This window comes from Halorarum salinum, from assembly GCF_013402875.1.
Lineage (GTDB): Archaea > Halobacteriota > Halobacteria > Halobacteriales > Haloferacaceae > Halorarum > Halorarum salinum.
In genome coordinates, this window is sequence record NZ_CP058579.1 from 1,597,866 (window position 1) to 1,621,081 (window position 23,216).

20 protein-coding genes are annotated in these 23,216 nt (G+C 69.3%); 14 read left to right on the forward strand and 6 right to left on the reverse strand.

The genetic code is table 11. The features are described 5' to 3' along the window. Positions 1 to 138: 138 nt before the first annotated feature. The 4 genes from nthB to ribH form a co-directional block, all read right to left on the reverse strand. Positions 139 to 819: a nitrile hydratase subunit beta gene (gene nthB / locus HUG12_RS07665; RefSeq protein ID WP_179268193.1), complete on the reverse strand. Its 681-nt coding sequence runs from the start codon at positions 817 to 819 to the stop codon at positions 139 to 141. A 343-nt stretch (positions 820 to 1,162) separates the two neighbouring features. Further along, complete coding sequence (locus HUG12_RS07670; RefSeq protein WP_179268194.1) at positions 1,163 to 1,714, reverse strand: hypothetical protein; 552 nt, start codon at positions 1,712 to 1,714, stop codon at positions 1,163 to 1,165. Positions 1,715 to 2,132: 418 nt separating this feature from the next. Further along, positions 2,133 to 3,284, reverse strand: coding sequence for a pyridoxal phosphate-dependent aminotransferase (locus tag HUG12_RS07675; RefSeq protein ID WP_179268195.1), 1,152 nt, complete (start codon positions 3,282 to 3,284; stop codon positions 2,133 to 2,135). Next, on the reverse strand, positions 3,281 to 3,691 hold the full coding sequence (gene ribH / locus HUG12_RS07680; RefSeq protein WP_179268196.1) for a 6,7-dimethyl-8-ribityllumazine synthase: 411 nt from the start codon (positions 3,689 to 3,691) through the stop codon (positions 3,281 to 3,283). Before ribH ends, HUG12_RS07675 begins: the two co-directional genes overlap by 4 nt. 818 nt (positions 3,692 to 4,509) lie before the next feature. Here ribH and HUG12_RS07685 point away from each other — a divergent pair. The 14 genes from HUG12_RS07685 to HUG12_RS07750 all read left to right on the forward strand — a co-directional run bounded on the left by HUG12_RS07685 (position 4,510) and on the right by HUG12_RS07750 (position 19,813). Then, positions 4,510 to 6,420 (forward strand): flippase activity-associated protein Agl23, encoded by a 1,911-nt coding sequence (locus HUG12_RS07685; protein ID WP_179268197.1) that lies wholly within the window; start codon positions 4,510 to 4,512, stop codon positions 6,418 to 6,420. Between the two features lie 121 nt (positions 6,421 to 6,541). Continuing rightward, positions 6,542 to 7,723 carry a 5-(carboxyamino)imidazole ribonucleotide synthase gene (locus tag HUG12_RS07690; RefSeq protein WP_179268198.1) on the forward strand — a complete coding sequence of 394 codons (1,182 nt, stop codon included), beginning with the start codon at positions 6,542 to 6,544 and terminating at the stop codon, positions 7,721 to 7,723. Beyond that, positions 7,720 to 8,334 (forward strand): 5-(carboxyamino)imidazole ribonucleotide mutase, encoded by a 615-nt coding sequence (purE, locus tag HUG12_RS07695; RefSeq protein WP_179268199.1) that lies wholly within the window; start codon positions 7,720 to 7,722, stop codon positions 8,332 to 8,334. The genes HUG12_RS07690 and purE overlap by 4 nt, the downstream gene beginning before the upstream one ends. Positions 8,335 to 8,565: 231 nt before the next feature. Then, complete coding sequence (locus HUG12_RS07700; RefSeq protein WP_179268200.1) at positions 8,566 to 8,982, forward strand: NADH-quinone oxidoreductase subunit A; 417 nt, start codon at positions 8,566 to 8,568, stop codon at positions 8,980 to 8,982. Further along, on the forward strand, positions 8,979 to 9,680 hold the full coding sequence (locus HUG12_RS07705; protein ID WP_179268201.1) for an NADH-quinone oxidoreductase subunit B: 702 nt from the start codon (positions 8,979 to 8,981) through the stop codon (positions 9,678 to 9,680). Before HUG12_RS07700 ends, HUG12_RS07705 begins: the two co-directional genes overlap by 4 nt. 2 nt (positions 9,681 to 9,682) lie before the next feature. After that, positions 9,683 to 11,350, forward strand: coding sequence for an NADH-quinone oxidoreductase subunit D (locus tag HUG12_RS07710; protein ID WP_179268202.1), 1,668 nt, complete (start codon positions 9,683 to 9,685; stop codon positions 11,348 to 11,350). A 97-nt stretch (positions 11,351 to 11,447) separates the two neighbouring features. Beyond that, on the forward strand, positions 11,448 to 12,524 hold the full coding sequence (locus HUG12_RS07715; protein ID WP_179268203.1) for a complex I subunit 1/NuoH family protein: 1,077 nt from the start codon (positions 11,448 to 11,450) through the stop codon (positions 12,522 to 12,524). A gap of 2 nt (positions 12,525 to 12,526) precedes the next feature. Further along, the gene (locus tag HUG12_RS07720) at positions 12,527 to 12,988 is read left to right on the forward strand and encodes a NuoI/complex I 23 kDa subunit family protein (RefSeq protein ID WP_179268204.1); all 462 of its coding nucleotides are present in this window, start codon (positions 12,527 to 12,529) and stop codon (positions 12,986 to 12,988) included. An 803-nt stretch (positions 12,989 to 13,791) separates the two neighbouring features. Next, positions 13,792 to 14,073, forward strand: coding sequence for an NADH-quinone oxidoreductase subunit J (locus HUG12_RS07725; RefSeq protein ID WP_179268205.1), 282 nt, complete (start codon positions 13,792 to 13,794; stop codon positions 14,071 to 14,073). Continuing rightward, positions 14,070 to 14,444, forward strand: coding sequence for a proton-conducting membrane transporter (locus HUG12_RS07730; RefSeq protein WP_246308158.1), 375 nt, complete (start codon positions 14,070 to 14,072; stop codon positions 14,442 to 14,444). The genes HUG12_RS07725 and HUG12_RS07730 overlap by 4 nt, the downstream gene beginning before the upstream one ends. Continuing rightward, positions 14,444 to 14,746 (forward strand): NADH-quinone oxidoreductase subunit NuoK, encoded by a 303-nt coding sequence (nuoK, locus tag HUG12_RS07735; RefSeq protein ID WP_179268206.1) that lies wholly within the window; start codon positions 14,444 to 14,446, stop codon positions 14,744 to 14,746. Before HUG12_RS07730 ends, nuoK begins: the two co-directional genes overlap by 1 nt. A 1-nt stretch (position 14,747) precedes the next feature. After that, complete coding sequence (nuoL, locus tag HUG12_RS07740) at positions 14,748 to 16,796, forward strand: NADH-quinone oxidoreductase subunit L (protein ID WP_179268207.1); 2,049 nt, start codon at positions 14,748 to 14,750, stop codon at positions 16,794 to 16,796. Beyond that, positions 16,793 to 18,313 carry a complex I subunit 4 family protein gene (locus tag HUG12_RS07745; RefSeq protein ID WP_179268208.1) on the forward strand — a complete coding sequence of 507 codons (1,521 nt, stop codon included), beginning with the start codon at positions 16,793 to 16,795 and terminating at the stop codon, positions 18,311 to 18,313. Before nuoL ends, HUG12_RS07745 begins: the two co-directional genes overlap by 4 nt. Beyond that, positions 18,314 to 19,813, forward strand: a complete 1,500-nt coding sequence (locus tag HUG12_RS07750; RefSeq protein ID WP_179268209.1) for an NADH-quinone oxidoreductase subunit N — start codon at positions 18,314 to 18,316, stop codon at positions 19,811 to 19,813. A gap of 518 nt (positions 19,814 to 20,331) precedes the next feature. Here HUG12_RS07750 and HUG12_RS07755 read toward each other — a convergent pair. Together HUG12_RS07755 and HUG12_RS07760 are read right to left on the reverse strand one after the other, a co-directional pair. After that, entirely contained in the window at positions 20,332 to 21,414 is a 1,083-nt protein-coding gene (locus tag HUG12_RS07755) for a right-handed parallel beta-helix repeat-containing protein (protein WP_179268210.1), read from the reverse strand. 80 nt (positions 21,415 to 21,494) lie between these two features. After that, positions 21,495 to 23,189, reverse strand: coding sequence for an acyl-CoA synthetase (locus tag HUG12_RS07760; protein WP_179268211.1), 1,695 nt, complete (start codon positions 23,187 to 23,189; stop codon positions 21,495 to 21,497). Positions 23,190 to 23,216 lie beyond the last annotated feature (27 nt).

Sequence of the window (23,216 nt, forward strand, 5' to 3'; positions counted from 1 at the left end):
GTCGCTGTCGCTCCCTCCCTCACGTGCTTACGCCGTCCGGGTTCGCCGAGCGCACGGGGGCTTTCGAGGTGTCGTCAGCTGTTGCTAAAATCGAAGCCACTGCGTCACGAGGGACGAATCCCATACTGTACGGACGATTCAGACCGAGTCCAGGTACGGTTCCCAGAGTTCGATGTGGAGCCCGTCCCCGTCGGTGTTCGCTTCCCCCCACAGTTCCCCCGAGTCGAACCGGACGTTGTACAGCGGCTCCGCGCGCTCCTCGCCGTGGGCGTTCGCGTCGGGGAAGACGTGCACGCCCCGGTACGACGCCACCTCACCCACGCAGCCTCGGACGTACCGCGGACAGCGGGTGTGCGAGGACGGATGCTCCTTGCGCACGCGGACCCGGTCGCCCTCCGAGAACGCCGGCTTTCCGACCTCCCCCTCGCGCTCGCTCATGTACACCTCGCGGACTCCCTCGAGGAGCTCGGGGAGGCGCTCCGGATCCGTCTCTTCGGTCACCTCGCGCTCGCCGGCTTCGATGGCCCGGGCGCGTTCGAGCAGTTCCTCGCGGTCGACCACGCCGGCCTCGTCGAACAGCGACTCGACGGCCGTGAGCCATCGCTCGTAGTAGGGGGTCTCGAGGTGGTACTCCGGTTCGTGGGTCTCGAGTTCGTAGCGGAAGCGGTCCAGGTGGAACGCCCCGGAGCCGAGCCCTGCGAGGTAGAGCGCCTGCACGACGCCCTCCCACTCGTGGTGGAACGGGCTGGCGTCGTCGGGCTGGTCCGGGGGGAGGCGCCGGAAGGAGTCCATGCCGCCGACGTCGTGAATGCCGTCCATCACCGGGGTGTCGGGGCGTCGGGTCTAAAAAGTTGGTAGCGATCGACACGGCCGAATTCCTCGTCGAACGTCGATTTCGGACTTCGTTGGTCGATACGGGGACGCCATCGATCGCTCGGTAGCGGCGACGTGTGCATCGTCCGGTACGGATGAGCCAGTCGCCGACCACGAAACCCGTCCCGTCACCGTTCGGCTACCCTCCCGACCCACAGGTTCCTACGAGGACGCCCGAGTTAGAGTCCGTCGAGGTTGACAGGTCCAGTACCCACAGGGAACCGCCAAAGCGGAGGCCGTAGCGCCCGTCAGTTCGACGAAAAATGTGCCGGATAGTCGGGGAGTGGAACTATTGGATCGGCTGCTGCCCGCCCATCTGGGACTGTCCACCCATCTGGGACTGCCCGCCCATCTGTTGCTGGGGCCCTGACTGCATGACTTGCTGGCTCGCCTGTGAAACGGTCTGAGCGAGCTGCTCCGCCTGCTGGACGACCTGTTGGACGCCCGGCACCTGCGACTGCTGGAGCTGCTGGGAGGCTTGCTGGAACGCTTGTTGGGTGCACTGGCTGATCGTTTGCGCGTGCGGGGACTGTCGGAGGAGCAGCTTCTTCTGGACGTGTGCGATGTCGCTGAGGTCCTCCAACTGTATCGCAGTGAAGCGATCTCCCTGGTGGATCGCCTGGGCTTGCGCCCACTCCGCGTCCGTTTCGATCTGTTCGAGCGAGTAGATGGCCTGTGAAACCTGCTGCGGGAGGGACTGCTCGAAGCCCTGCTGTTGCTGTGGCTGCTGTTGCTGTTGCTGTGGCTGCTGTTGCTGTGGCTGCTGTTGCTGTTGCTGTGGCTGCTGTTGTTGTTGTGGCTGCTGTCGCTGCTGTTGCTGTGGCTGCTGCAGTTGTGACATGGTTCACCTCTCCTCCACGATGACGCACTCCGGAGCACGCCCCGCGGAGTGCTACGTTATACAATGCCACGGCTGAAAAACACCGATGACCGTTACTCTTCGCCAGCTAATACTACTCGCTGGTAACGCGACGATGGGCTCGGAAAGCGACGTGCAACGGTAGTAACTGACCCTTAAGAGACGCCTTGTCCTTCACACGACGCCAGTAGCTGTCGGTACTCCGACGGTCGATTCGCCCGGTTTCGCGGGCTCCGTCGAACGGCCGTTCCACGATGAATACCGGCCGGAAAAGGGAGCAAGCGAATCCTTCCCGACGATCACGACGAACGTACCGACCGTGAAAGCCCCCGCCGCTCGGTCCCGCCACGATCGGTCGCACGCTCCTGGCCGGGCGAGTCGGTACCGTCGCCGCCGCGACTCAGATCAGGCCGCCTTCGGCGAGGCGGTCGATGCCCTCGCGGAGGCGCTCCTCGCTGGCCGCGTAGGAGATGCGGGCGTAGCCCGGCGCGCCGAAGGCGGAACCGGGGACGGTGGCGACGTGGGCGTCCTGGATCGCCGACTCGGCCCAGGCGGAGTCGTCCTCGTCCACGGGGAGCATCACGTAGAACGCGCCGTCGGGCTCCGGGGGTTCGACGCCGTACTCGGCGAGCAGGTCGAGCACGAGGTCCCGCCGCTCGCGGAACGCCTCGACCATCTGGTCGACTGCGGTCTCCGTGTTCGTCAGCGCCTCGACGCCCGCGTGCTGGACGAAGTTCGTCGCACAGGAGACGGAGTGGCTGTGGAGCTTTCCGGCCTGTGGGATCAGGTCGCCCTTCGCGTGGAAGTAGCCGAGGCGCCAGCCGGTCATCGAGTACGCCTTCGAGAAGCCGTTGACGGTGACGGTTCGGTCGGCCATCCCGTCGAGGGCGGCGAGGCTCGACGGCTCGACGCCGTAGGTGATCTCCTCGTAGATCTCGTCGGAGATGACGGCGAAGTCGTGCTCGACCGCGAGGTCGCGGACCCCCTCCAGGGCGGCGTCGGAGTACACCGCGCCCGTCGGGTTCGAGGGGGAGTTCACGACGAGCAGTTCGGTGTCGTCGCTCACGGCCGCCCCGAGCGCGTCGAGTCCCGGTTCGAGCTGGAAGTCGTGGGGCGCCAGGTCGACCCGCGTCAGGTCCCCGCCGGCGAGCTTCACCATCGCCTCGTAGGAGACCCACGCGGGGTCGAGCAGCGCCACCTCGTCGCCCTCGTCGATCAGGGTCTGGACGACCTCGTACAGCGACTGCTTCGCGCCGGGCGTGACGATGACCTCGTCCGCCGCGGCGTCGACGCCGTCGTCGCGAAGCTTCCCGGCGATGGCTTCCTTCAGCGTGGGAATCCCGTTCGAGGGCGTGTAGCCCGTGTTTCCGGCGTCCATCGCGTCCTTGCCGGCCCGCACGACGTTCTCGGGGGTCGGGAAGTCCGGCTCCCCCACGGAGAGGTCGACGACGTCCACCCCGTCGGCCTCCAGCGCCGACGCGGCGTTGCCGATGGCGAGCGTCGCGGACGGCTCCACGCGGCCGATCCGGTCGGAGAACTCGTACGCCGTCATGCCGGCAGCCCCTCCGCGAGGTCGACGGCGGCGTTCACGGCCTCGGCGCCCTTCTCGACGCGTTCGCGGGCCACCGCGCCGCTCTGGCCCGGCCCGGAGACGCCGAAGGTGACGGGCTTGTCCCGGTCGAGGCTCACGTCGGTCAGCTTCCGCGCGGCCGCGTGGCCGATGACCTGGTCGTGGTCGGTGTCGCCCGAGACGATGGCGCCGACGACGGCGACGGCGTCCACGTCCTCGCGGCGCGCGAGGCGGTCGGCGGCGAGCGGCGCGTCGTAGACGCCCGGCACGTGGACGGTCTCGCCGACCTCCACGTCGCGGTCGGCGGACGCCTTCAGCGCCGCCTCCTCCATCGGTTCGGTGACGGGCGCGTTGAAGCGCGCCACCACCAGCCCGAGTGTGACTGTCATACGCCAGCGGTCGGCGTCGGCGGTGAAAGGCGTACCGTTCGGGGCCTATGTCGCCCCTCGCGGCCCCGTGTTGGCGGGTGCCGTGGTCGTCGGAGTGGGGCGCGCGAAAACCGGTAGCCGTCGTTGTCGGTGCATACGTACGACGCTCGGCGACGGCGGAGTGATGACCGTGAACGCCCACTCCGCCGGACGTTCGACCGAGCGACAGGGCCCGACTACTGCTCGCCGTGAGTAGTCCAGCATGACGGTCGCTCGGCCGGCCACCCGGCGGTCGCGCCGGCAGCAGCGGTGGCGCGCGCGACGCGAGCTCCTCGTGGAGCGAGCAACGTGCGCGAGGGGTGAAGCGAGCCGGCGCGCCCCCGTGGCGCTCCCGTGAGCGACGAAGGAGCGAACGAGAGCACGCGGGTCGAGCGCGGTCGTACGAAAATCGAAGACTTTCGTGATGACGAGAGACGCCAAAAGCGTCACTCGAACCACGAGTCCCGCGAAGCGCCACAGCGAACGAATCGACTGGGGAGGCTCACGCGAGCGAGGGTGCGTTCCGAGGGGCTCGCTCCGAGGTAACTGGTGGACGCCAGAGTGCAAGCAGTCCCGGTCCGCTCCCTACGCCAGCCGACCCGAGCGAAATCTGGTCCGGAAACACGAGGGAGCGGATCGGCCGGGGAGGTTCGCGGCCGCCGTCGTGCAAGCAGCAGCGGTCCGCTTCTTCGTAGCCCATCACGAGCGTCGTTTCCGGAGGAACCGTCCCGAGCACCTCGGAGTCTCCGAAAACCCGCAATCACAAGAGTTGTTACCGGGGGCGCGCGAGGGAGGAGGCAATGAGCGAGGCGGCCGGCGACGCGCCCTCCAGGGAATCCACCGACCCGCCAGCCGACGCCGGACGCCACACCGCGACCGGTCCGTGGGACCGGTTCCCCGGCGACCCGGCCACGCGGGGCGTCGTCGTCGTCACCGTCGTCTCGCTGCTGCTCCGCCTCGTTGACCTCGGCGGCCGGGTGTTCCACTGGGACGAAGGCCGCGTCGGCTACTGGATCCTCCGGTTCGACGCGACGGGGGAGTTCTTCTACCGGCCCATCATCCACGGCCCGTTCCTCCCCGTCGTGAACAACGCGCTGTTCGACGTCCTCGGCGCCTCGGACTTCACCGCGCGGCTCCCCGTCGCGCTCGTCGGCGGCCTGCTCCCGCTCGCTGCGCTCTGCTTCCGCCGGCGGCTCTCGACGCGCGAGCAGGTCGCGCTCGCGCTCGTGCTCGCGCTCGACCCGCTGCTCGTCTACTACTCGCGGTTCATGCGCTCGGACGTGCTCGTCGGCGCGTTCGCGTTCGGCGCGTTCGCGCTCGTCGTCTACGCCGTCGACCACGAGCGGACGCTCCCGCTGGTGCCCGCCGCCGCGCTGCTGGCGCTCGGGTTCGCCTCCAAGGAGAACGCGCTCGTCTACGTGGCCTGCTTCGCCGGCGCCGCCGCCCTCGTGGTCGACCATCGAGTCGTCCGCGGTTCGACCCGGTCCGGCTCGCTCCTCGACGCGGTCGTCCGCGAGGGCGTCTCGCTCGCCCGGTTCGCCGGCCGGTGGACGGGCGGACGGCGCACGAGGCGGGCGATCGAGCGCCGGGTCGCCGAGCGGGGCGGCCGGAGCGCCCCGTTCGCCCCCGAAATCGGGGCGCTCGGCCACCTCCTCGTCTGGGTGCCGCTCGTCACGGCGGCGATCCTCGGGACGTTCCTCGCCGTCGTCGCGTTCTTCTACGCGCCGCGCCCGGAGCTGTGGGGCGCGCTCGGCGGCGTCGACCCGGTCCAGCCCGTGCTGTACAACGCCACCGTCGTCCCCGGGGAGCGCCTCTACGGCACCTGGGCGGCCGGGTCCCACTCGGGCCACTCCTACGCCCCGTACCTCCTCGACCTCGCGGAGACGCTCGTCTACGGCTCCGGGGTCGTCCTCGTGCTCGCGGCCCTCGGGTTCCTCGCGGACGGCTACGGCGGGCGGAACCGGTCGCTCGTCGCGTTCGCCGTCTACTGGGCGGCCGCCTCGCTCGTCGGCTACCCGGTCGCGACGGACATCCAGGCGCCGTGGGCGGCGGTCCACGTCGTGCTGCCGCTCGCCATCCCCGCCGCCGTGGGAATCGCGACCGTCGCCGACTCGTTCGAGGAGTCGCTCGCCGCCGAGGACGTCGCGAGCCTCGCGCTCGCGGGCCTGCTGGTGTTCGCGGCGGTCGGCGGCGTGGCGGCCGCCAACGTGGACTACTGGAACTCGACCGACCGGGAGGACGAGCAGGTGCTCCAGTGGGCACAGCCGGGCAACGAGATCAGGCCGGCGCTCGACGACGCCCGCCTCGTCGCCGAGCACAACGACGGGACCGACGTCATGTTCGTCGGCACGTACGTCGGCGACTCCACCGAGTTCTACCTGAACGACGAGTCGAGCGTCGAGCGGATGCCCCCCGGCGGCCCCGGCTGGCACGACAGGCTCCCGCTCCCGTGGTACCTCGAACTCTCCGAGGCCGAAACCACGTCCACGCACCCCGACGCCCGCTACGACGGGCTCCCGGACGACCCGCCGCCGGTCATCGTCGCGATGTCGGACGACCGGGAGGGGCTGATGGAGCGGTACGACGGCTACGAGGCCCGGACGTACCCGTTCAAGCTCTGGGGCGAGGACGTCACCTTCCTCTTCGACGAGGAGGCGCTCGCGGAGGCCCGGGCGGCCGAGACGGGCGAGCCCGGGACCGAGGGCGCGTAGGTCGGAGGGCCCGGGTCGAAGCCCCGCCGGCCGGCACGCGATCCCGAATTCTATCCGCGAACGTGCGTATATCCGTCGTGATGTGGCAAGGTTTATTCGCGGAGGTGTCGAACCGACGCCCGTGACACCGACGTGTCCCGGCCCGACGCTCGGCGTCGTCGGCGGCGGGCAGCTCGGCCGGATGCTGGCCGAGGCGGCCTCCCCGCTGGGCGTCGACGTGGTCGTGCTCGACCCGACGCCCGACTGCCCGGCCGCCCGCGTCGCCGAACAGGTCGAGGGAGCGTTCGACGACCCCGACGCGGTGCGGGCGCTCGCGGAGCGGGCGGACGCACTGACCCTGGAGATCGAACTCGCGGACCCGGACGTGCTCGAATCCGCGAGCGCCGAGTACGACGTCCCGGTCCACCCCTCCCCCGACGCGCTGCGGACGATCCGGGACAAACTGGTCCAGAACGGGGCGTTCGCGGACGCCGGCGTCCCGGTCCCGGAGTTCGTCCGGGTGGACGGCGCCGACGACCTCGCGGACGCCGTCGAAGCGCTTCCCGGTTCGGCCGCCATGCTCAAGGCCCGGACCGGCGGCTACGACGGCCGCGGGAACCGACCCGTCGAGGCGGGCGACGACTACGGGGCGGCGCTTGCGGAAGTCGGCGCTGGAGACGGCGGAGCGCTCGCGGAGGAACTGGTCGACTTCGAGCGCGAGGTCGCCGTGATCGGCGTCCGCGGCGACGACGAGGTCCGGGCGTTCCCGCTCACCGAGACGGTCCACGAGGCGGAGATCATGCGGGAGACTGTCGTCCCGGCGCGGACCTCGGACGCGGTCGCGAAACGCGCCCGCGAGGTCGCGCTCGACGCGCTGGACACCCTCGACGGTCGCGGCGTCTTCGGCATCGAACTGTTCGAGACGAGCGAGGGGGAGGTGCTGCTCAACGAGGTCGCCCCGCGGCCGCACAACTCCGGCCACTGGACCATCGAGGGCGCGACGGCGTCGCAGTTCGAACAGCACGTCCGCGCCGTGCTCGGGTGGCCGCTCGCCCCGGCCGAGGCCCGCGCGCCGACCGTGACCGCGAACGTCCTCGGCGACGTGTCCGACCCCGAACCCGCACGACTCCGAGGCGTCGGCGGCGCGCTATCCACGCCGAACGCACACTTCCACTGGTACGGAAAACGGGAAGTCCGTCCGCTCCGCAAGATGGGGCACGTGACCCTCACGCGCGCGGACGCCGACGAGAACGACCTGCTCGCGGAGGCACGCGGCCTCCGGGACGAACTAACGTTCACGACCGACGACCACGACCCACGATGACCACCGTTCAGGACCTCGTCGACGGGCTCGAATCGGAGGCGGAGAGCGACGCCGACCCGGTGACGACCCCCGACGTCGGGGTCATCATGGGCTCGGACTCGGATCTGGACACGATGGCGGGCGCGTTCGACGCGCTCTCGGAGCTCGGATTCGCCGAGCAGACGGACTTCCACGACCCGCCGGAGGCTCGGTTCACCTACGAGAGCTACGTCGTCTCCGCACACCGGACGCCCGAACTCATGTACGCCTACGGCGGGACGGCGGCTGATCGCGGGCTGGACGTGATAATCGCGGGCGCCGGCGGGAAGTCCGCGGACCTGCCGAACATGACCGCGAGCATCGCGTATCCGGTCCCCGTCGTCGGCGTGCCCGTCCAGGAGAAGTCCGTCGACTCGGTCATCGGGATGCCGACCGGCGCCCCAATCGTCGCCGTCGACGCGGGCAAGTCGTTCAACGCCGGGCTCTCGGCCGGGCAGATCCTCGCACGGGAGCACGGGGAACTGCGGGAGGCGCTGGTCTCGTACCACGAGGACCTGCGGGCCGACGTGGCGGCGGTCTCGCGGGACCTCCACGACCGCGGCGTGGACGGGTTCCGCGAGTCGCGGGAGTAGCCTCCGGTCCGGCCCAGCGCCGATCCGTCGCCGTCCTCGCGCCGACCCGTCACCGTTCCGGTGCCGACCCGTCACCGTTCCGGTACCGACCCGCCACCACCCCCGTACCTACTCGCCGCTACCCCGTATCGAACTGCCACGTTCGGCTCGCCGGGGCCCGCGCGGCGGACGCTCGTAAATGAACGCTTATGTACGGGCGTTTCCAAGCCACGGACGATAGGAGAACCCGGAATGAATCCATGGATAGCCATCGGCGCAATGGCGGTGATGGGCGTGGGCATCCCCCTCGGGATGATGGCCGCGTCGGCGATCCTCCGCCCGAGTGTGCCAGAACAGGGGAAGAGCGCCACCTACGAGTCCGGCGAGATCCCCACCGAGTCGGCGATCGGCATCCAGTTCAACATCCAGTACTACATGGTTGCCCTGCTGTTCGTCGTCTTCGACCTGGAGACCGTCCTCGTGTTCCCGTGGGCGGTCATCTACGGCCCCGCGCTGGAGGGGGGCGTCCCGCTCGTGGACGTGCTGCTCCCGATGCTCGTCTTCATCGCGGTGCTGGTCGTCGGACTCGCCTGGGCGTGGAGACAGGGCGCCGTCAACTGGGCGAAGAGCCCGCGTGCGTCCCGACGGAAGACGGAGCGTAGATCATGAGTAGCGACAACAGGCCGTTCATCACGGACGACTCGCAGGTACTGACCGAGACGCGCGACGCCCGGATCGCCGGGCAGGACGACCGCTTCAACTCGAAGCTCCGGGAGGCGTTCGGCTCCTCCCCGTTCATCCTCACCAAGTTCGACAAGTTCATGAACTGGGTGCGGGGCTCCTCGATGTTCATGCTGCAGTTCGGCATCGCCTGCTGCAGCATCGAGATGATGCACACCTACGGGGTCAAACACGACCTCGACCGCTTCGGGTCGGGCGTCCCGCGCGCCTCGCCCCGGCAGGCGGACGTCATCATCGTCCCGGGGACCATCGTCTCGAAGTTCGCCCCGCGGATGAAGCGCGTCTACGACCAGATGCCCGAGCCGAAGTTCGTCGTCGGCATGGGCTCGTGTACCATCTCCGGCGGCCCGTTCCAGGAGGGGTACAACGTGGTCAAGGGCGCCGAGGAGGTCATCCCGGTCGACATCCACGTCCCGGGCTGTCCCCCCCGCCCCGAGGCGCTGGTGTACGGCGTCGTGAAGCTCCAGGAGCGCATCGCCAACGGCGAGTCCTCGCCGGTGACGGTGAAGCCGTACGAACTGGAGCAGTTCGGCGACCTCGAGCGCGACGAGATCGTCGACCAGCTCGCCGCCGAGATCGACGAGGACGACCTCGTGATGCGGTACAACTGGGCCGATTCACCCTGACCATGAGTCTGGAAGAACCAGCACCGGCGGCGATCGAGGAACAGTCCGCCGACGACCTCGCCGACCTGCTCGGCGAGCACGTGCTCGCCCGCGAGGAGCACCTGAACGCGCCGGGCTACGTCGTCCGGCCGGACGCGGTCCAGGACGTGCTCTCGGCGCTGAAGGAGGAGGCCGGCTTCGACCACCTCTCGTGTGTCACCGCCCAGGAGTACGAGGACCGCTACGAGTCCATCTACCACCTGAAGAAGTACGACGACCCGACCCAGGAGGTCAGCGTCGTCGTCCCCACGGACCGCGAGCACCCCGTGAGCCAGTCGGGCGAACCGGTGTTCCGGACCGCGGACTGGCACGAGCGGGAGGCGTACGACCTCGTCGGCGTCGAGTACGACGACCACCCCGACCTGCGCCGCATCCTCCTGCCGGAGACGTGGCAGGGCCACCCCCTCTCGCTCGACTACGACCAGGACCGCCCGCAGGTCGTCCCGCTCCGCGAGCACGCCAACCCGCTCGAGGCGGACAACCGCGCGGAGAACGACCAGGACGCGGACACGATGTTCCTCAACATCGGGCCCCACCATCCGGCGACCCACGGCGTGCTCCACCTGGAGACCACGCTCGACGGCGAGCAGGTCGCCGACGTGGAGTCCGACATCGGCTACCTCCACCGCTGTGAGGAGCAGATGGCCCAGAACGGCACCTACCGCCACCAGATCATGCCGTACCCGGACCGCTGGGACTACATCTCGGCGGGCCTGCTGAACGAGTTCGCGTACGCCCGCGCGGCCGAGGACCTCGCGGACATCGAGGTGCCCGAGTACGCGCAGGTCGTCCGGACGATGGGCGCGGAACTGTGCCGCATTGCGGCCCACATGCTCGCGGTCGGCACGTTCGCGCTCGACATCTACGGCGACTTCACGGCCATCTTCATGTACGCCATCCGGGACCGCGAGAAGGCCCAGAACCTGCTGGAGGACCTGACGGGCCAGCGGCTCATGTTCAACTACTTCCGGCTCGGGGGGGTCGTCTGGGACCTGCCCGAACCCCGCGAGGAGTTCTTCGAGAATGTCCGTGACTTCCTCGACGCGCTCCCGGAGGCGCTCCAGGAGTACCACGACCTCATCTCCTCGAACGAGATCCTCCAGATGCGGACCGTCGACACGGGCGTGCTCCCCCCGGAGGTCGCCAAGGACTACGGCGCGACGGGGCCGGTCGCCCGCGGGTCGGGCGTCGACTACGACCTGCGACGGGACGATCCGTACGGCTACTACGACGAACTCGACTGGAACGTCGTCACCGAGGACGGCTGTGACAACTACGCGCGCCTCCTCGTCCGCCTCCGCGAGGTCGAGGAGTCCGCGAAGATCATCGAGCAGTGCGTCGACCTGCTGGAGGACTGGCCCGAGGACGAGCGGACCATCCAGGCGAACGTCCCCCGGACGCTGAAGCCGGAGGACGACACGGAGGTGTACCGCGCGGTCGAGGGCGCGAAGGGCGAACTCGGCATCTACATCCGCGCGGACGGCACCGACAAGCCGGCCCGGTTCAAGATCCGGTCGCCGTGCTTCTCGAACCTCCAGACGCTGCCCGAGATGGCCCAGGGCGAGTACGTGCCCGACCTGGTGGCCGCGCTCGGTAGCCTGGACATCGTGCTCGGGGAGGTGGACCGGTGATGGCTCTCCGTAGCGGCAGCCGGACCCTGGTGGACATGAAAAGGGCGAGCGGCCGCGGAGCGGCCGCGAGGGCTTTCCGGACGGAGGTGGATCGCTGATGGCCGCGGCCGTCACGCTCCAGCAGATGCTGCCCGAGACCATCGCGGACCTGCTCCCGTTCGGCGGGCTGGCGGCCGACGTCGTCGGCGCGCTGATCGGGGCGTTCCTCGTCGCCAACTTCCTGCTCATCAACACGGCCGTCGCCGGCCCGTGGGCGAAACGGAAGATCACGGCGGCGTTCACCGACCGCATCGCGGTGAACCGCATCGGGCCGTTCGGGCTGTTCGTCATCGTGGCCGACGCGGTCCGCCTGCTCTCGAAGGAGCTCATCATCCCGGAGGGCGCCGATCGACCGGCGTTCGACATCGGGCCGCTGCTCATCCCCTTCTCCGCGCTGCTCGGCTTCGCGGTCATCCCGATGGGGAGCGGCATCCAGCTCGCGGACCCGGAGACCGGGCTCGCGTTCGCGTTCGCCGCGTCCTCGATCGCCTCGCTCGGGCTGGTGATGATGGGCTACGCGTCGAACAACAAGTACTCGCTGCTGGGGGGGCTCCGCGCGGTGGCCTCGAACATCGCCTACGAGATCCCGCTCATCGTCACGGCGCTGTCGGTGGTGCTTTTCACCGGGACGCTCCAGACGAGCCAGATCGTCGCCCAGCAGACCGAGCCGTTCGTGGCGCTGGGCGGGCTGACGATCCCGACGTGGTTCGCGTTCGTCAACCCGTTCGCGTTCGCGCTGTTCACGGCGGCCAACCTCGCGGAGGTCGGACGGAACCCGTTCGACGTGCCCGAGGCGCCGACCGAGATCGTCGCCGGCTTCCAGACGGAGTACAGCTCGGTGTACTTCGTGCTCATCTACCTCGGGGAGTTCATCCACATCTTCCTCGGGGGCGCGCTGGCGGCGACGCTGTTCCTCGGCGGCGGTTCCGCGCCGATCGCGGCGCTGAACGTGATCCCCGGCATCGTCTGGTTCACCGCGAAGATCTGGGCGTTCTTCCTGTTCACCCAGTGGGCGCGCTCGGCGATCCCGCGGCTCCGCGTGGACCAGTTCATCGAGATCGGCTGGAAGGGAATGCTGGTGCTGGCGTTCGCTAACCTCGTCCTCACGGCGATCCTCGTGGGGGTGCTCGCGTAACCATGATCGGAATCCTCAAAGGAATGGCGACGACGATGAAGCACGCGCTGGACGGCACGACGTTCACGGTGGAGTACCCGGACGTCGCGCCCGAAGTGAGCCCCCGGTTCCGCGGGGTGCACAAGTTCTCCCAGGAGCGGTGCATCTGGTGCCGCCAGTGCGAGAACGTCTGTCCGAACGACACGATCCAGATCGTGATGGACGAACAGCGGAACGGCGAACAGTACAACCTCCACATCGGGCAGTGCATCTACTGCCGGCTGTGCGAGGAGGTGTGCCCGGTGGACGCGATCCTGCTCACCCAGAACTTCGAGTTCACCGCGGACACGAAGGACGAGTTCGTCTACAACAAGGAACAGCTGAAGAACGTCCCCTGGTACAAGGGGATCGACCCGCTCGCCTCCCGTGAACCCGACCGCGGCGCGTGGATCGGCGAGGGCGAGGGCGAACTGGACTACCAGTAGTTCGGACGCTCCGTCGTTTCGTCCTTCGATTTCGGGTCCCGTGATTCGGCCGGTTTCGTTCGGTCGACCGTCGCAACTGCCGTAGCGACCGCGAAAGTCACGCCCCCGACGTTCGGCCGAGCGACGCGGACTCGACTGTCGCTCGTACTCGTCGTGGGTAGTCCAGCGTGACGCCCGCCCGGCCAGTCAGCCGGCGGTGGCGTCGGCAGCAGGGGTACGGTAGAGCGCCTGCTGGCGGTCGGGGCGCGTGACGCGAGCGCCCTCGTGGCGCGAGCATTCGCGCGCCAGGGATGAGCGAGCCGGCGCGCCCTCGTGGCGCGCCGAGCACGAGGGAATCGGCTGGGGAGGCTCACGCGAGCGAGCCTGCGAGCGAGGGTGAGTTCCGAGGAGCGTGCTCCGAGGTAACTGGTGGACTCCAGTGGGCAAGCAGTCGTGGTCTGCCCCCTACACCAGCCGACTCGAGCGAAAACCACTCCGGAGACACGAGCGAGCGAATCGGCTGGGGAGGCGGGTGGACTCCAGTCGGCAAGCAGCGGCGGTCCGCTCGTTCGGGACCGGTTCGGCACGTTCGCGGGAGGTCGACCCAGTTCGTTCTTGAGCAACGAGACGGGAGCCGTTACGACCGCCCGACGGACGCCGAACCGGTACGCACGACCGAAATTCACGGATACTGACCGCTCACCGGTCCGATCGACGCCGGCCGAATCCCACCCACACGACACGCGAAAATCACCCCAACGCACACGCATACGCGCGAATCGTTCTCGAAACCTTCAAACGCCCTCCGACGGGAGTACCGCGTAATGGTTGTAGAGACTATCGCGTTCGCGCTGTTCGCCCTCGTCACGGTGGGGGCCAGCCTGGGCGTCGTCCTCGTGGAGGACGTGTGGCACTCCGCACTCCTGCTGGGGGCCGCCCTGCTGAGCGTCGCGGTGCACTACGTGATGCTGCAGGCGGAGTTCCTGGCCGCCATGCAGATCCTCGTCTACGTCGGCGGGGTGCTCGTCCTCATCACGTTCGCCGTGATGCTCGTGCGGACCGACGTTACCGAACCCGAGACCGACGCGGAGGTGACTCGCTCGTGAGCCAGGATGGGGTGCGCGGGTCGAAACCCGAACTGAAGCTCGGCTCGCACCTCGTTCCCGGGCTGGCCGCCGTCGCGCTGTTCGTCGTGATGGCGGTCACCTTCCTCCAGGCGTCGTTCCCGCTCGAGGAGGCGGCTGGCTTCCCCGAAGGGGCCTCCATCACCGCCAGCATCGGCTACGCGATGTTCAACATCAGCGGGGGTCCCGTCCCGGCCGAGGGGTTCCTCGTGGCGTTCCTCGTCATCGCGATCGCGCTGGACATCGCCATCGACGGCGCCATCTTCCTCGCCAAGAGCGGCGAGGAGGGCGTCCTCGGGAAGGCGTTCACCGACGGCGGCTCCGACCGGGCCGGGAAGGGGGGGAACGACTGATGGTCCCCCCGCAGTACTACCTGGTGCTCGCGGCCGCCGTGTTCTGTATCGGCGTGTTCGGCCTGCTCACTCGCCGGAACGCGCTGCTGTTCCTCATGTCAGTGGAACTCATGCTCAACGCCGCGAACATCAACCTCGTCGCGTTCTCCCAGTTCTGGGGGAACGTCACGGGCCAGACGTTCGTGCTGTTCACGATGGCGCTCGCCGCGGCGGAGGTCGCGGTCGGGCTCGGTATCATCCTGGTGCTGTACCGGAACTTCGCGGGCGTCGACGTCACCGACGCGACGACGATGAGGTGGTAAGATGGCGGGTGCATTCGACTACGCGCCGGCGATCGTCCTGCTCCCGTTCCTGTCGTTCCTGCTCTCGCTCGGGGGCTCGCTCCACGGCGAGGGGAAGGGGGTCCTCCCCAAGGGCGGCGCGCTCGGGGGGATCGCGGCGACCGCCGGTTCGCTGCTGCTCTCGATCTGGGTGGCACTGACCGTCGCGGGCGGGAACGTTCACGACGAGACGATCTACACGTGGGCCGCCGCGGGCGACCTCGAACTCACGTTCGGGCTGCTGCTCGACCCGCTCTCGGCGCTGATGCTCGTCATCGTCTCGCTGATCGCGCTGCTGGTCCACGTGTTCTCGCTCGGCTACATGAACGACGAGGGCGAGACGGGCCTCCCGCGCTACTACGCCGGACTCGGCCTGTTCACCGCCTCCATGCTCGGGTTCGTCGTCGCCGACAACCTGCTCATGGCGTTCATGTTCTTCGAGCTCGTCGGGCTCTGCTCGTTCCTGCTCATCGGCTTCCACTTCCGGGAGCCCGGCCCGCCGTCGGCCGCGAAGAAGGCGTTCCTCGTCACCCGCTTCGGGGACTACTTCTTCCTCGTCGGCGTGGTGGCCGTCTTCGCCACCTTCGGCACGGCGCAGTTCGCGGGCGAGGGGTCGTTCCCCGCGCTCGCGGCCGCTGCGCTCGACGGGAACGCCTCGGTGACCACGTACCTCGGGCTCGCCCCCGAGGCGTGGTTCACGGTCGTCGGCCTGCTGATCCTCGGCGGGGTCGTCGGCAAGTCCGCGCAGTTCCCGCTCCACACCTGGCTCCCCGACGCGATGGAGGGCCCGACTCCGGTCTCGGCGCTCATCCACGCGGCGACGATGGTCGCGGCGGGGGTCTACCTCGTCGCCCGGATGTACGGCTTCTACGCCGTCTCCCCGACCGCGCTCGGCGTCATCGCGCTGGTCGGCGGGTTCACCGCGCTGTTCGCGGGCACGATGGGGCTCGTGAAGCGCGAACTGAAGCAGGTGCTCGCGTACTCCACCATCTCACAGTACGGCTACATGATGCTCGCGCTGGGCGCGGGCGGCTACGTCGCGGCGACGTTCCACCTCATGACCCACGCGTTCTTCAAGGCGCTGCTGTTCCTCGGCGCCGGGTCGGTCATCATCGCGATGCACCACAACGAGAACATGTGGGACATGGGCGGGCTGAAGGGGAAGATGCCCGTCACCTACTACACGTTCCTCGCCGGGTCGCTCGCGCTCGCGGGCATCTTCCCGTTCGCGGGGTTCTGGTCGAAGGACGAGGTGCTCTACGAGGCGCTCGCGCACGGCCTCGGCGGGACGCCGCTGCTGTTGCTCGGCTACGCGATGGGGCTGCTCGCAGTGCCCGTCACGGCGTTCTACACGTTCCGGATGGTGGCGCTCACCTTCCACGGCGACGCACGGACCGACCAGGCCGCCTCGCCCGAACCGGTCGGCTGGAACGTGAAGGCGCCCCTCGTCGTGCTCGGCGTGCTCGCGGCCACCGCCGGCTTCGTCAACATGGTGCCGGTCCAGACGCTCACGGGCGCACACATCGACTTCCTGCACTCGTGGCTCGACGGGGGCTTCGAGGGGCTGACCGCCCACCACTACGGGGACGTGACCGGCCAGTTCGCCGGCTACTCCACGGGCACGCTGGCGGGGAGCGAACTCGCCACGGTGCTTGCCGGCGCCGGCCTCTCGCTCGCGCTGGCGCTGCTCGGCGCGGGGCTCGCGTACTCGCTGTACGCGGTTCCGGAGCCCGAGGAGCACACCGCGAGGCTCGGCTCCCTGCAGGACGTGCTGTACAACAACTACTACCAGGACGAGTACCAGGTGTTCATCGCGACGCGGATCGTCGCGCCGCTGTCCCGCGCCGCGGACGCGTTCGACCAGGGCGTGATCGACGGCACGGTCAACGCCGTCTCCTCCGTGAGCCTGTTCTCGAGTTCGCGGATCCGCCGCGTCCAGACCGGCGTCGTGAGTAACTACGCGGCGCTGCTCACGCTCGGCCTGACGGTGCTTCTCATCGCCTTCGGGGTCTACGGAGGCTGGTTACTGTGATACTCGAGACGCTCATCGGAGTGACGTTCGTCGCCGCACTGGCAACCTTCCTCACGCCGGACGAGCACGCGGAACGGGTCGCGTTCGTGCTCAGCCTGCTTCCGGTCGTCGGGAGCCTCTACGCGTGGTACGCGTTCGACGGGACCGGAAACGCCCTCCTCGACGGCGGGAGCCTCGCGTTCGCGACCCAGATCGACTGGCTCACCGTGGGCGGCTACACGCTCCAGTGGTTCGTCGGCCTCGACGGCATCAGCCTCCCGCTGGTCGTGCTCTCGACGGTGCTCACCTCGCTGGCGATCCTGTCGGCGTGGACGCCCATCGACGTGCGACAGAGCCAGTTCTACGGGCTCATGCTGTTCATGGAGGCGAACCTCATCGGCGTGTTCACCGCGCTCGACTTCTTCGTCTGGTTCGTGTTCTGGGAGGCCGTGCTCGTCCCGATGTACTTCCTCATCGGGGTCTGGGGCGGCCCGCGCCGCAAGTACGCGGCGATCAAGTTCTTCGTCTACACGAACGTCGCCTCGCTGGCGATGTTCATCGGCTTCATGGCGCTCGTGTTCAACCTGCCCGTCGACAGCTTCGGGCTGCCGGCGATCGCCGGCGCGCTGCGGGCCGGCGAACTCGGCGGCTTCCTCGGCCTGACGCCCGGGACGCTCGCGGCGGTCGCGTTCGCCGCGATGTTCTTCGGCTTCGCCGTGAAGGTCCCGGTCGCCCCGTTCCACACGTGGCTGCCGGACGCCCACGTCGAGGCGCCCACGCCGGCCTCGGTGATGCTGGCTGGCGTCCTCCTGAAGATGGGGACCTACGCCCTGCTGCGGTTCAACTTCACCATGATGCCCGACGTCGCCGCCCAGTTCGCGGTGCCCATCGCGATCCTCGCGGTCGTGTCGGTCATCTACGGCGCGATGCTCGCGCTGGCCCAGCAGGACCTCAAGCGCATCGTCGCCTACTCGTCGGTCTCCTCGATGGGCTACGTCATCCTGGGACTCGTCGCCTACACCGAACTCGGCGTCGGCGGCGCCACCTTCCAGATGGTCGCCCACGGGCTCATCTCCGGGCTGATGTTCATGGCGGTCGGCGTCATCTACAACGTCACCCACACGCGCATGCTCGGCGACATGGCCGGCATGGCGGACCGGATGCCCGTCACCGCGGGCATCTTCGTCGCCGGCGCGTTCGGCTACATGGGTCTCCCGCTCATGGCCGGCTTCGCCGCGGAGTTCTTCATCTTCCAGGGCTCGTTCACGTCGACGGTCCTCCCGGCGGCGCCGCTGTTCACCGCGACGGCGATGTTCGGCATCGTCATCGTCGCGGGCTACCTGCTCTGGGCGATGCAGCGCACCCTGTTCGGCGAGTTCAGCCTCGAGACCGACTACGAGGTGACGCGCGCGCAGTTCCACGACACGGCGCCGCTCGCGGCGCTCCTGCTGTTCACCATCGCGCTCGGGGTCGCCCCCGAGACGTTCTTCGACATGATCACCGACGCCGTCGTCCCGATGCTCGGAGGTGGTGCGTAGATGTCCGTGATGGAGGGTCTGGTCGCGCTCTCGCCGGCGCTGGCGCTCGCGGTCACGGGCCTGCTGGTGCTGCTCGTCAACACCGTCTACCCGAACGACACGAAGGCGACGCTGCTCGCGGTGCTCTCGGCGGGCGGCGCGCTCGCCTCCCTCGCGGCGGCGGGCGCCCTGCTGACGGGTGCGGGTGCGGTCCTGAGCGGTCCGGACGACAGCGTCGCGCTGTACGCCGACGCGGTCGTCGTCGACGGCATGTCACTGTTCTTCGCGGCCGTGTTCGCCTCCGTGACGGCGCTGGTCGTCGTCGCGAGCTTCGACTACCTCGCCGAGAACCCGCACCGCGCGGAGTTCTACAGCCTCACGCTGTTCGCCGCGACCGGCATGGCGCTGATGGCCTCGGCGAACTCGCTCGCGGTCGCGTTCATCGCGCTCGAACTGGCCTCGCTGCCGTCGTACACGCTCGTCGCGTTCCTCAAGTCGAACCGCGGGAGCGTCGAGGCGGGGCTGAAGTACTTCCTCGTCGGCGCGCTCTCCTCGGCGGTGTTCGTCTTCGGGATCTCGCTCGTCTACGCGGCGACCGGGAGCCTCCTGCTCCCCGAGGTCGCGTCCGGCCTGGCCGAGGCGGGCGACGGGCTCGCGGGCGTCGCGGGCATCGGCATCCTGATGATCGCCGGCGGGGTCGCGTTCAAGACCGCCTCCGTCCCGTTCCACTTCTGGGCGCCGGAGGCGTACGAGGGCGCGCCCGCGCCCGTCAGCGCGTTCCTCTCGTCGGCCTCGAAGGCCGCCGGCTTCGCGCTGGCGTTCCGCGTGTTCGTCGTCGGCTTCCCGCTCGCCGACGTGAGCGCCTCGGTCGACTGGGTGCTGCTGTTCCAGGTGCTCGCGGTCGCCACGATGACGCTCGGCAACTTCGCGGCCGCGACCCAGGAGAACGTCAAGCGCATGCTGGCGTACTCCTCCATCGGCCACGCGGGCTACGCGCTCATCGGCCTCGCCGCGTGGACCCAGGCCGCCGGCGGTTCGGTGCTCGGCGCGTCGATGGCCCACCTGCTGGTGTACGGCTTCATGAACACCGGCGCGTTCCTGTTCGTCGCGCTCGCCGAACACTGGGAGATCGGCCGGACGTTCGAGGACTACGCGGGACTCGGCGCCCGCGCGCCGATGGCCAGCGTGGCCATGTCCGTGTTCATGTTCTCGCTCGCGGGGCTGCCGCCGTTCGGCGGCTTCTTCTCGAAGTACTTCCTGTTCGCGGCGGCCGTGGGCGCGGGCTACTGGTGGCTCGCGGCCGTCGGCGCGATCAACAGCGCGCTGTCGCTGTTCTACTACAGCCGCGTCGTGAAGGCGCTCTGGTTCGACGAGGCGACGACGGAGTTCGACCTCGGCGAGACGCCGACGGCGCTGTACGCCGCGGTCGTGTTCGCCGCGGTCGCGACGCTGCTGCTGCTGCCCGGCTTCGGCCCGGTCATCGAGACGGCCGAGGCGGCCGCGGCGGCGCTCGTTCCCTAGCCGTCGGGGTTTCTCGTTCGACGGTTCCGCGGGTTTTCGTTCGGCAGTTCTCGATCGATGAGCGTCGCGGCTGCCGTGGTGGTCTCGAACGTTCCCGCGGCTCTCGGTTTCGGGGCTAGTCCGTTGGTCGTGCCGTAGCTCCCGAAAGCCCCAGCGGTTCTCGACTCGGGGCCTCGCTGCGCTCCTTAGTCGCTCACTCCGTTCGCTCCTTGCGGTGCTAGCTTCGTCCGCCTTCGCCGAGAACCGCGGCCCCTTTCAGTCCCACCCGGACCGCCCCTCGTCCTCCCTTACCTCGGAGCACGCTCCTCGGAACTCACCCTCGCTCGCAGGCTCGCTCGCGTGACCAGCCTCCTGCGCTCCTCGCCTCGGTCGCTCACTACGCTCGCTCCCTCGGCTCCGGGTGCTCGTCCCTCGCGCGCGTGTGCTCGCGCCACAGGGGCGCTCGCGTCGCACGCGCCGGCCGGTTCGTCGTCCAGTCGTCGCGACCCGGGGAGGCCGACGCGAACCCCACACCCGCCTCAGCCCGTGAGCGAGTTGTTCGCGACCCGGTTCCCCGAGGACCGGACGACGGACACGCCGCGGGCGTTGTCCGAGCCGACGTTGCCCGCGACCACGTTGTCGTCGCTCGAGATAAGGAGCACGGCGGTGTCGCTGCTCGATCGGATCACGTTGTCCGTGACCCGGTTTTCGTCGCTGGAGCGGAGTCTGACCCCGACCGCGTTCCCGTCGGCGACGTTGCCCGAGACGACGTTCCCGCTCGACAGGTCCGCGAGGAAGATCCCGTAGAACCGGTTCGACACCGCGTTGTCGACGACCCGGTTCCCGTCGGCGGCCGAGAGCCAGACGCCGGCCATCCGGTTCCCGGTCGCGTCGGTTCCGGTCACCACGTTCTCGTGGGCGCCGATCAGGACGACGCCGAACTCGTTGCCCGTCGCGGTGGTGTTCGAGAGCGTGTTGTTCCGGGCGCCCCCCTCGACGAGGTGGACGCCGAACAGCCCGTTGCCGGTCGCCGTGTTGTTCGCGAGCGTGTTGTTCGCGCTCGATTCCAGCAGCGAGATGCCCCTGAGTCGGTTGTCGCGGGCGACGTTGTCGGCGACCCGGACCTCGCGCGCGTTCAGGAGCGAGAGCCCCACCCGGTTGTCCGCCGTGACGGTGCCGGCGACCGACCCGTTCGCGACGCCGACGTACCTGATCCCGTCGTCCCAGCCGGTGACGGTCACGTTCCGGACGGTCACGTTCGAGAGGGTCCCGCCCCCGTCCGCCCGGACGACGACGCCGGCGGTGCCGAACGTCCCGACCCCGTCGACCCGGTGGCCGCCCCCGACGAGGACGACGTCGTCCGACCGGATCCGGATGCAGGTGGACGCCTCGCCGTCGACGAGGTCCGCGGTCAGCACGTACCTGCCGGGGTCGGCGATCACCGTACACGAGTCGACGGCCGTGGCGCCGCCGTCGCCCGCAGCCGAGTCCCCGCCCAGCGACGGGGCGGCGGGGGCGGCGGGCGACCCGTCGACGAGCAGCCAGGTCCCGCCGGCGAGGACGCTCGCGAGCAGCAGCGCCAGCGCGAGCGCGCCCGGGCGGGGGCCGTCACCGTCGCGCATCGGTCGGAATCGGTCCGGGACGGCCAAAGTTTTATCGCGGGTCCGGCCCCCGGACGCGCGGTTGGGTTACCTCGGGCGGCCTACTCCCCGAACTTCTCGACCTCGCGCTCGCGGAGTTCGATGCGCCGGGTCTTGCCCGACGAGGTCTTGGGCAACTCGTCCACGAACTCGACCCGCCGCGGGTACTTGTACGGCGCCGTCTCCTCCTTCATGTACTCCTGGAGCTCGCCGGTGAGATCCTCCGAGCCCGAGTACCCGTCCGCGAGGACGACGTACGCCTTCACGACGTTCCCGCGCTCGTCGTGCGGGGAGGCCACGGCGGCGGCCTCCGCGACCGCCTCGTGGCTCACCAGCGCGTCCTCCACCTCGAACGGGCCGATGCGGTAGCCCGCCGAGAGGATGATGTCGTCCGCGCGGCCCTCGAAGAAGAAGTAGCCGTCCTCGTCGAGGCTCGCGAGGTCGCCCGTCCGGTAGTAGTCGCCCGAGAACGTCCTCTCGTCCAGGTTTGGCTTCTCGAAGTAGCCGTCGAAGATGCCCGGGTTGCCCACCGGGACGGCGATCTCGCCGATCTCGTCCGTCCCGACCTCCTCCTCCTCCTGGGTGTCGATGACGGTCGTGCCCAGCCCGGGCGTCGGCTTGCCCATCGAGCCCTCCTTCACGTCGATGCCGGGGTAGTTCGACACGAGCGCGACCGTCTCGGTCTGCCCGTAGCCGTCCCGGGGCGTGATCCCGTAGGCGTCCTGGAGCGCCTCGATCGGCTCGCGGTTCAGCGGCTCGCCCGCCGAGAGCGCCTCCGTCAGGTCGAGGTCGTACGCCGAGAGGTCCGTCTGGGTGAACATCCGGTACTGGGTCGGCACCGCACACAGGCGGGTGACCCCCTCCGCCTCCATCACGGAGAGGAACTCGTCGGCGTCGAACTCGCCCTCGTACAGGAGCTGTGAGGCTCCGGTCGTCAGGCCGACGCCGACGGGCGACCAGAACCACTTCGCCCAGCCGGTCCCCGTGGTCGCCCACAGCAGTTCCTCGTCGAGGTCGACCGGGTCGCTCCCGTCGTCGCCCGAGGCGGCACCGCTCGCCGCCGAGGTGTCGTCGCCCGGCGCCGTCGTCCCCTCGGCGGTGATCCCCCACCAGTACGGGCCGTTCACCAGTTCGAACGCGCGCATCCAGCGGTGCCGGTGGAGCACGGGCTTGGGCTGGCCGGTCGTCCCGGAGGTGTAGTTGATGCTCATCGGCTCTTGCGCGCCGATGGCGGGGCCGTCGTGTTCGTCCGGCTGGCCGTCGAGCAGGTCCCCGAACGACTCCCAGCCGTCGACGTCGCCGTCGAGCGCGATCAGCGTCGAGAGGGGGGTGTCCTCGACCACCGGCTCGACCATGTCGGCCAGGTCCGCGTGGGCAACCATCGTCGTCGCCTCGCAGTCGTTCGCGCGGAACGCGAGGTCCTTCGGCTTCAGCATCGCCGAGCAGGGGACCAGCAGCGCGCCACGCTTCAGCGCGCCCAGCTGGATGGCGAAGGCGTCCGGGTGCCGGGGGACGAGATGCATCACGCGGTCGCCCTCGCCGACGCCCAGTTCGGCGAGCGCGTTCGCGAACCGGTTCGTGTCGCGGGCCAGGTCGGCGTACGTTCGCTCCGCGCGCGTCCCCCCGTCGTCGAGGAACGTCACCGCGACCCGGTCGCCGTGGGCCGCCGCGTGGCCCTCGACGACCGCCGGCAGGTTGTAGTCGTCCGGGACGTCCCACTCGAACTCCGCAACCGCGTCCTCGTATGACACCGCCATACGCGAGGGTGGAAACTATGTGGGTTA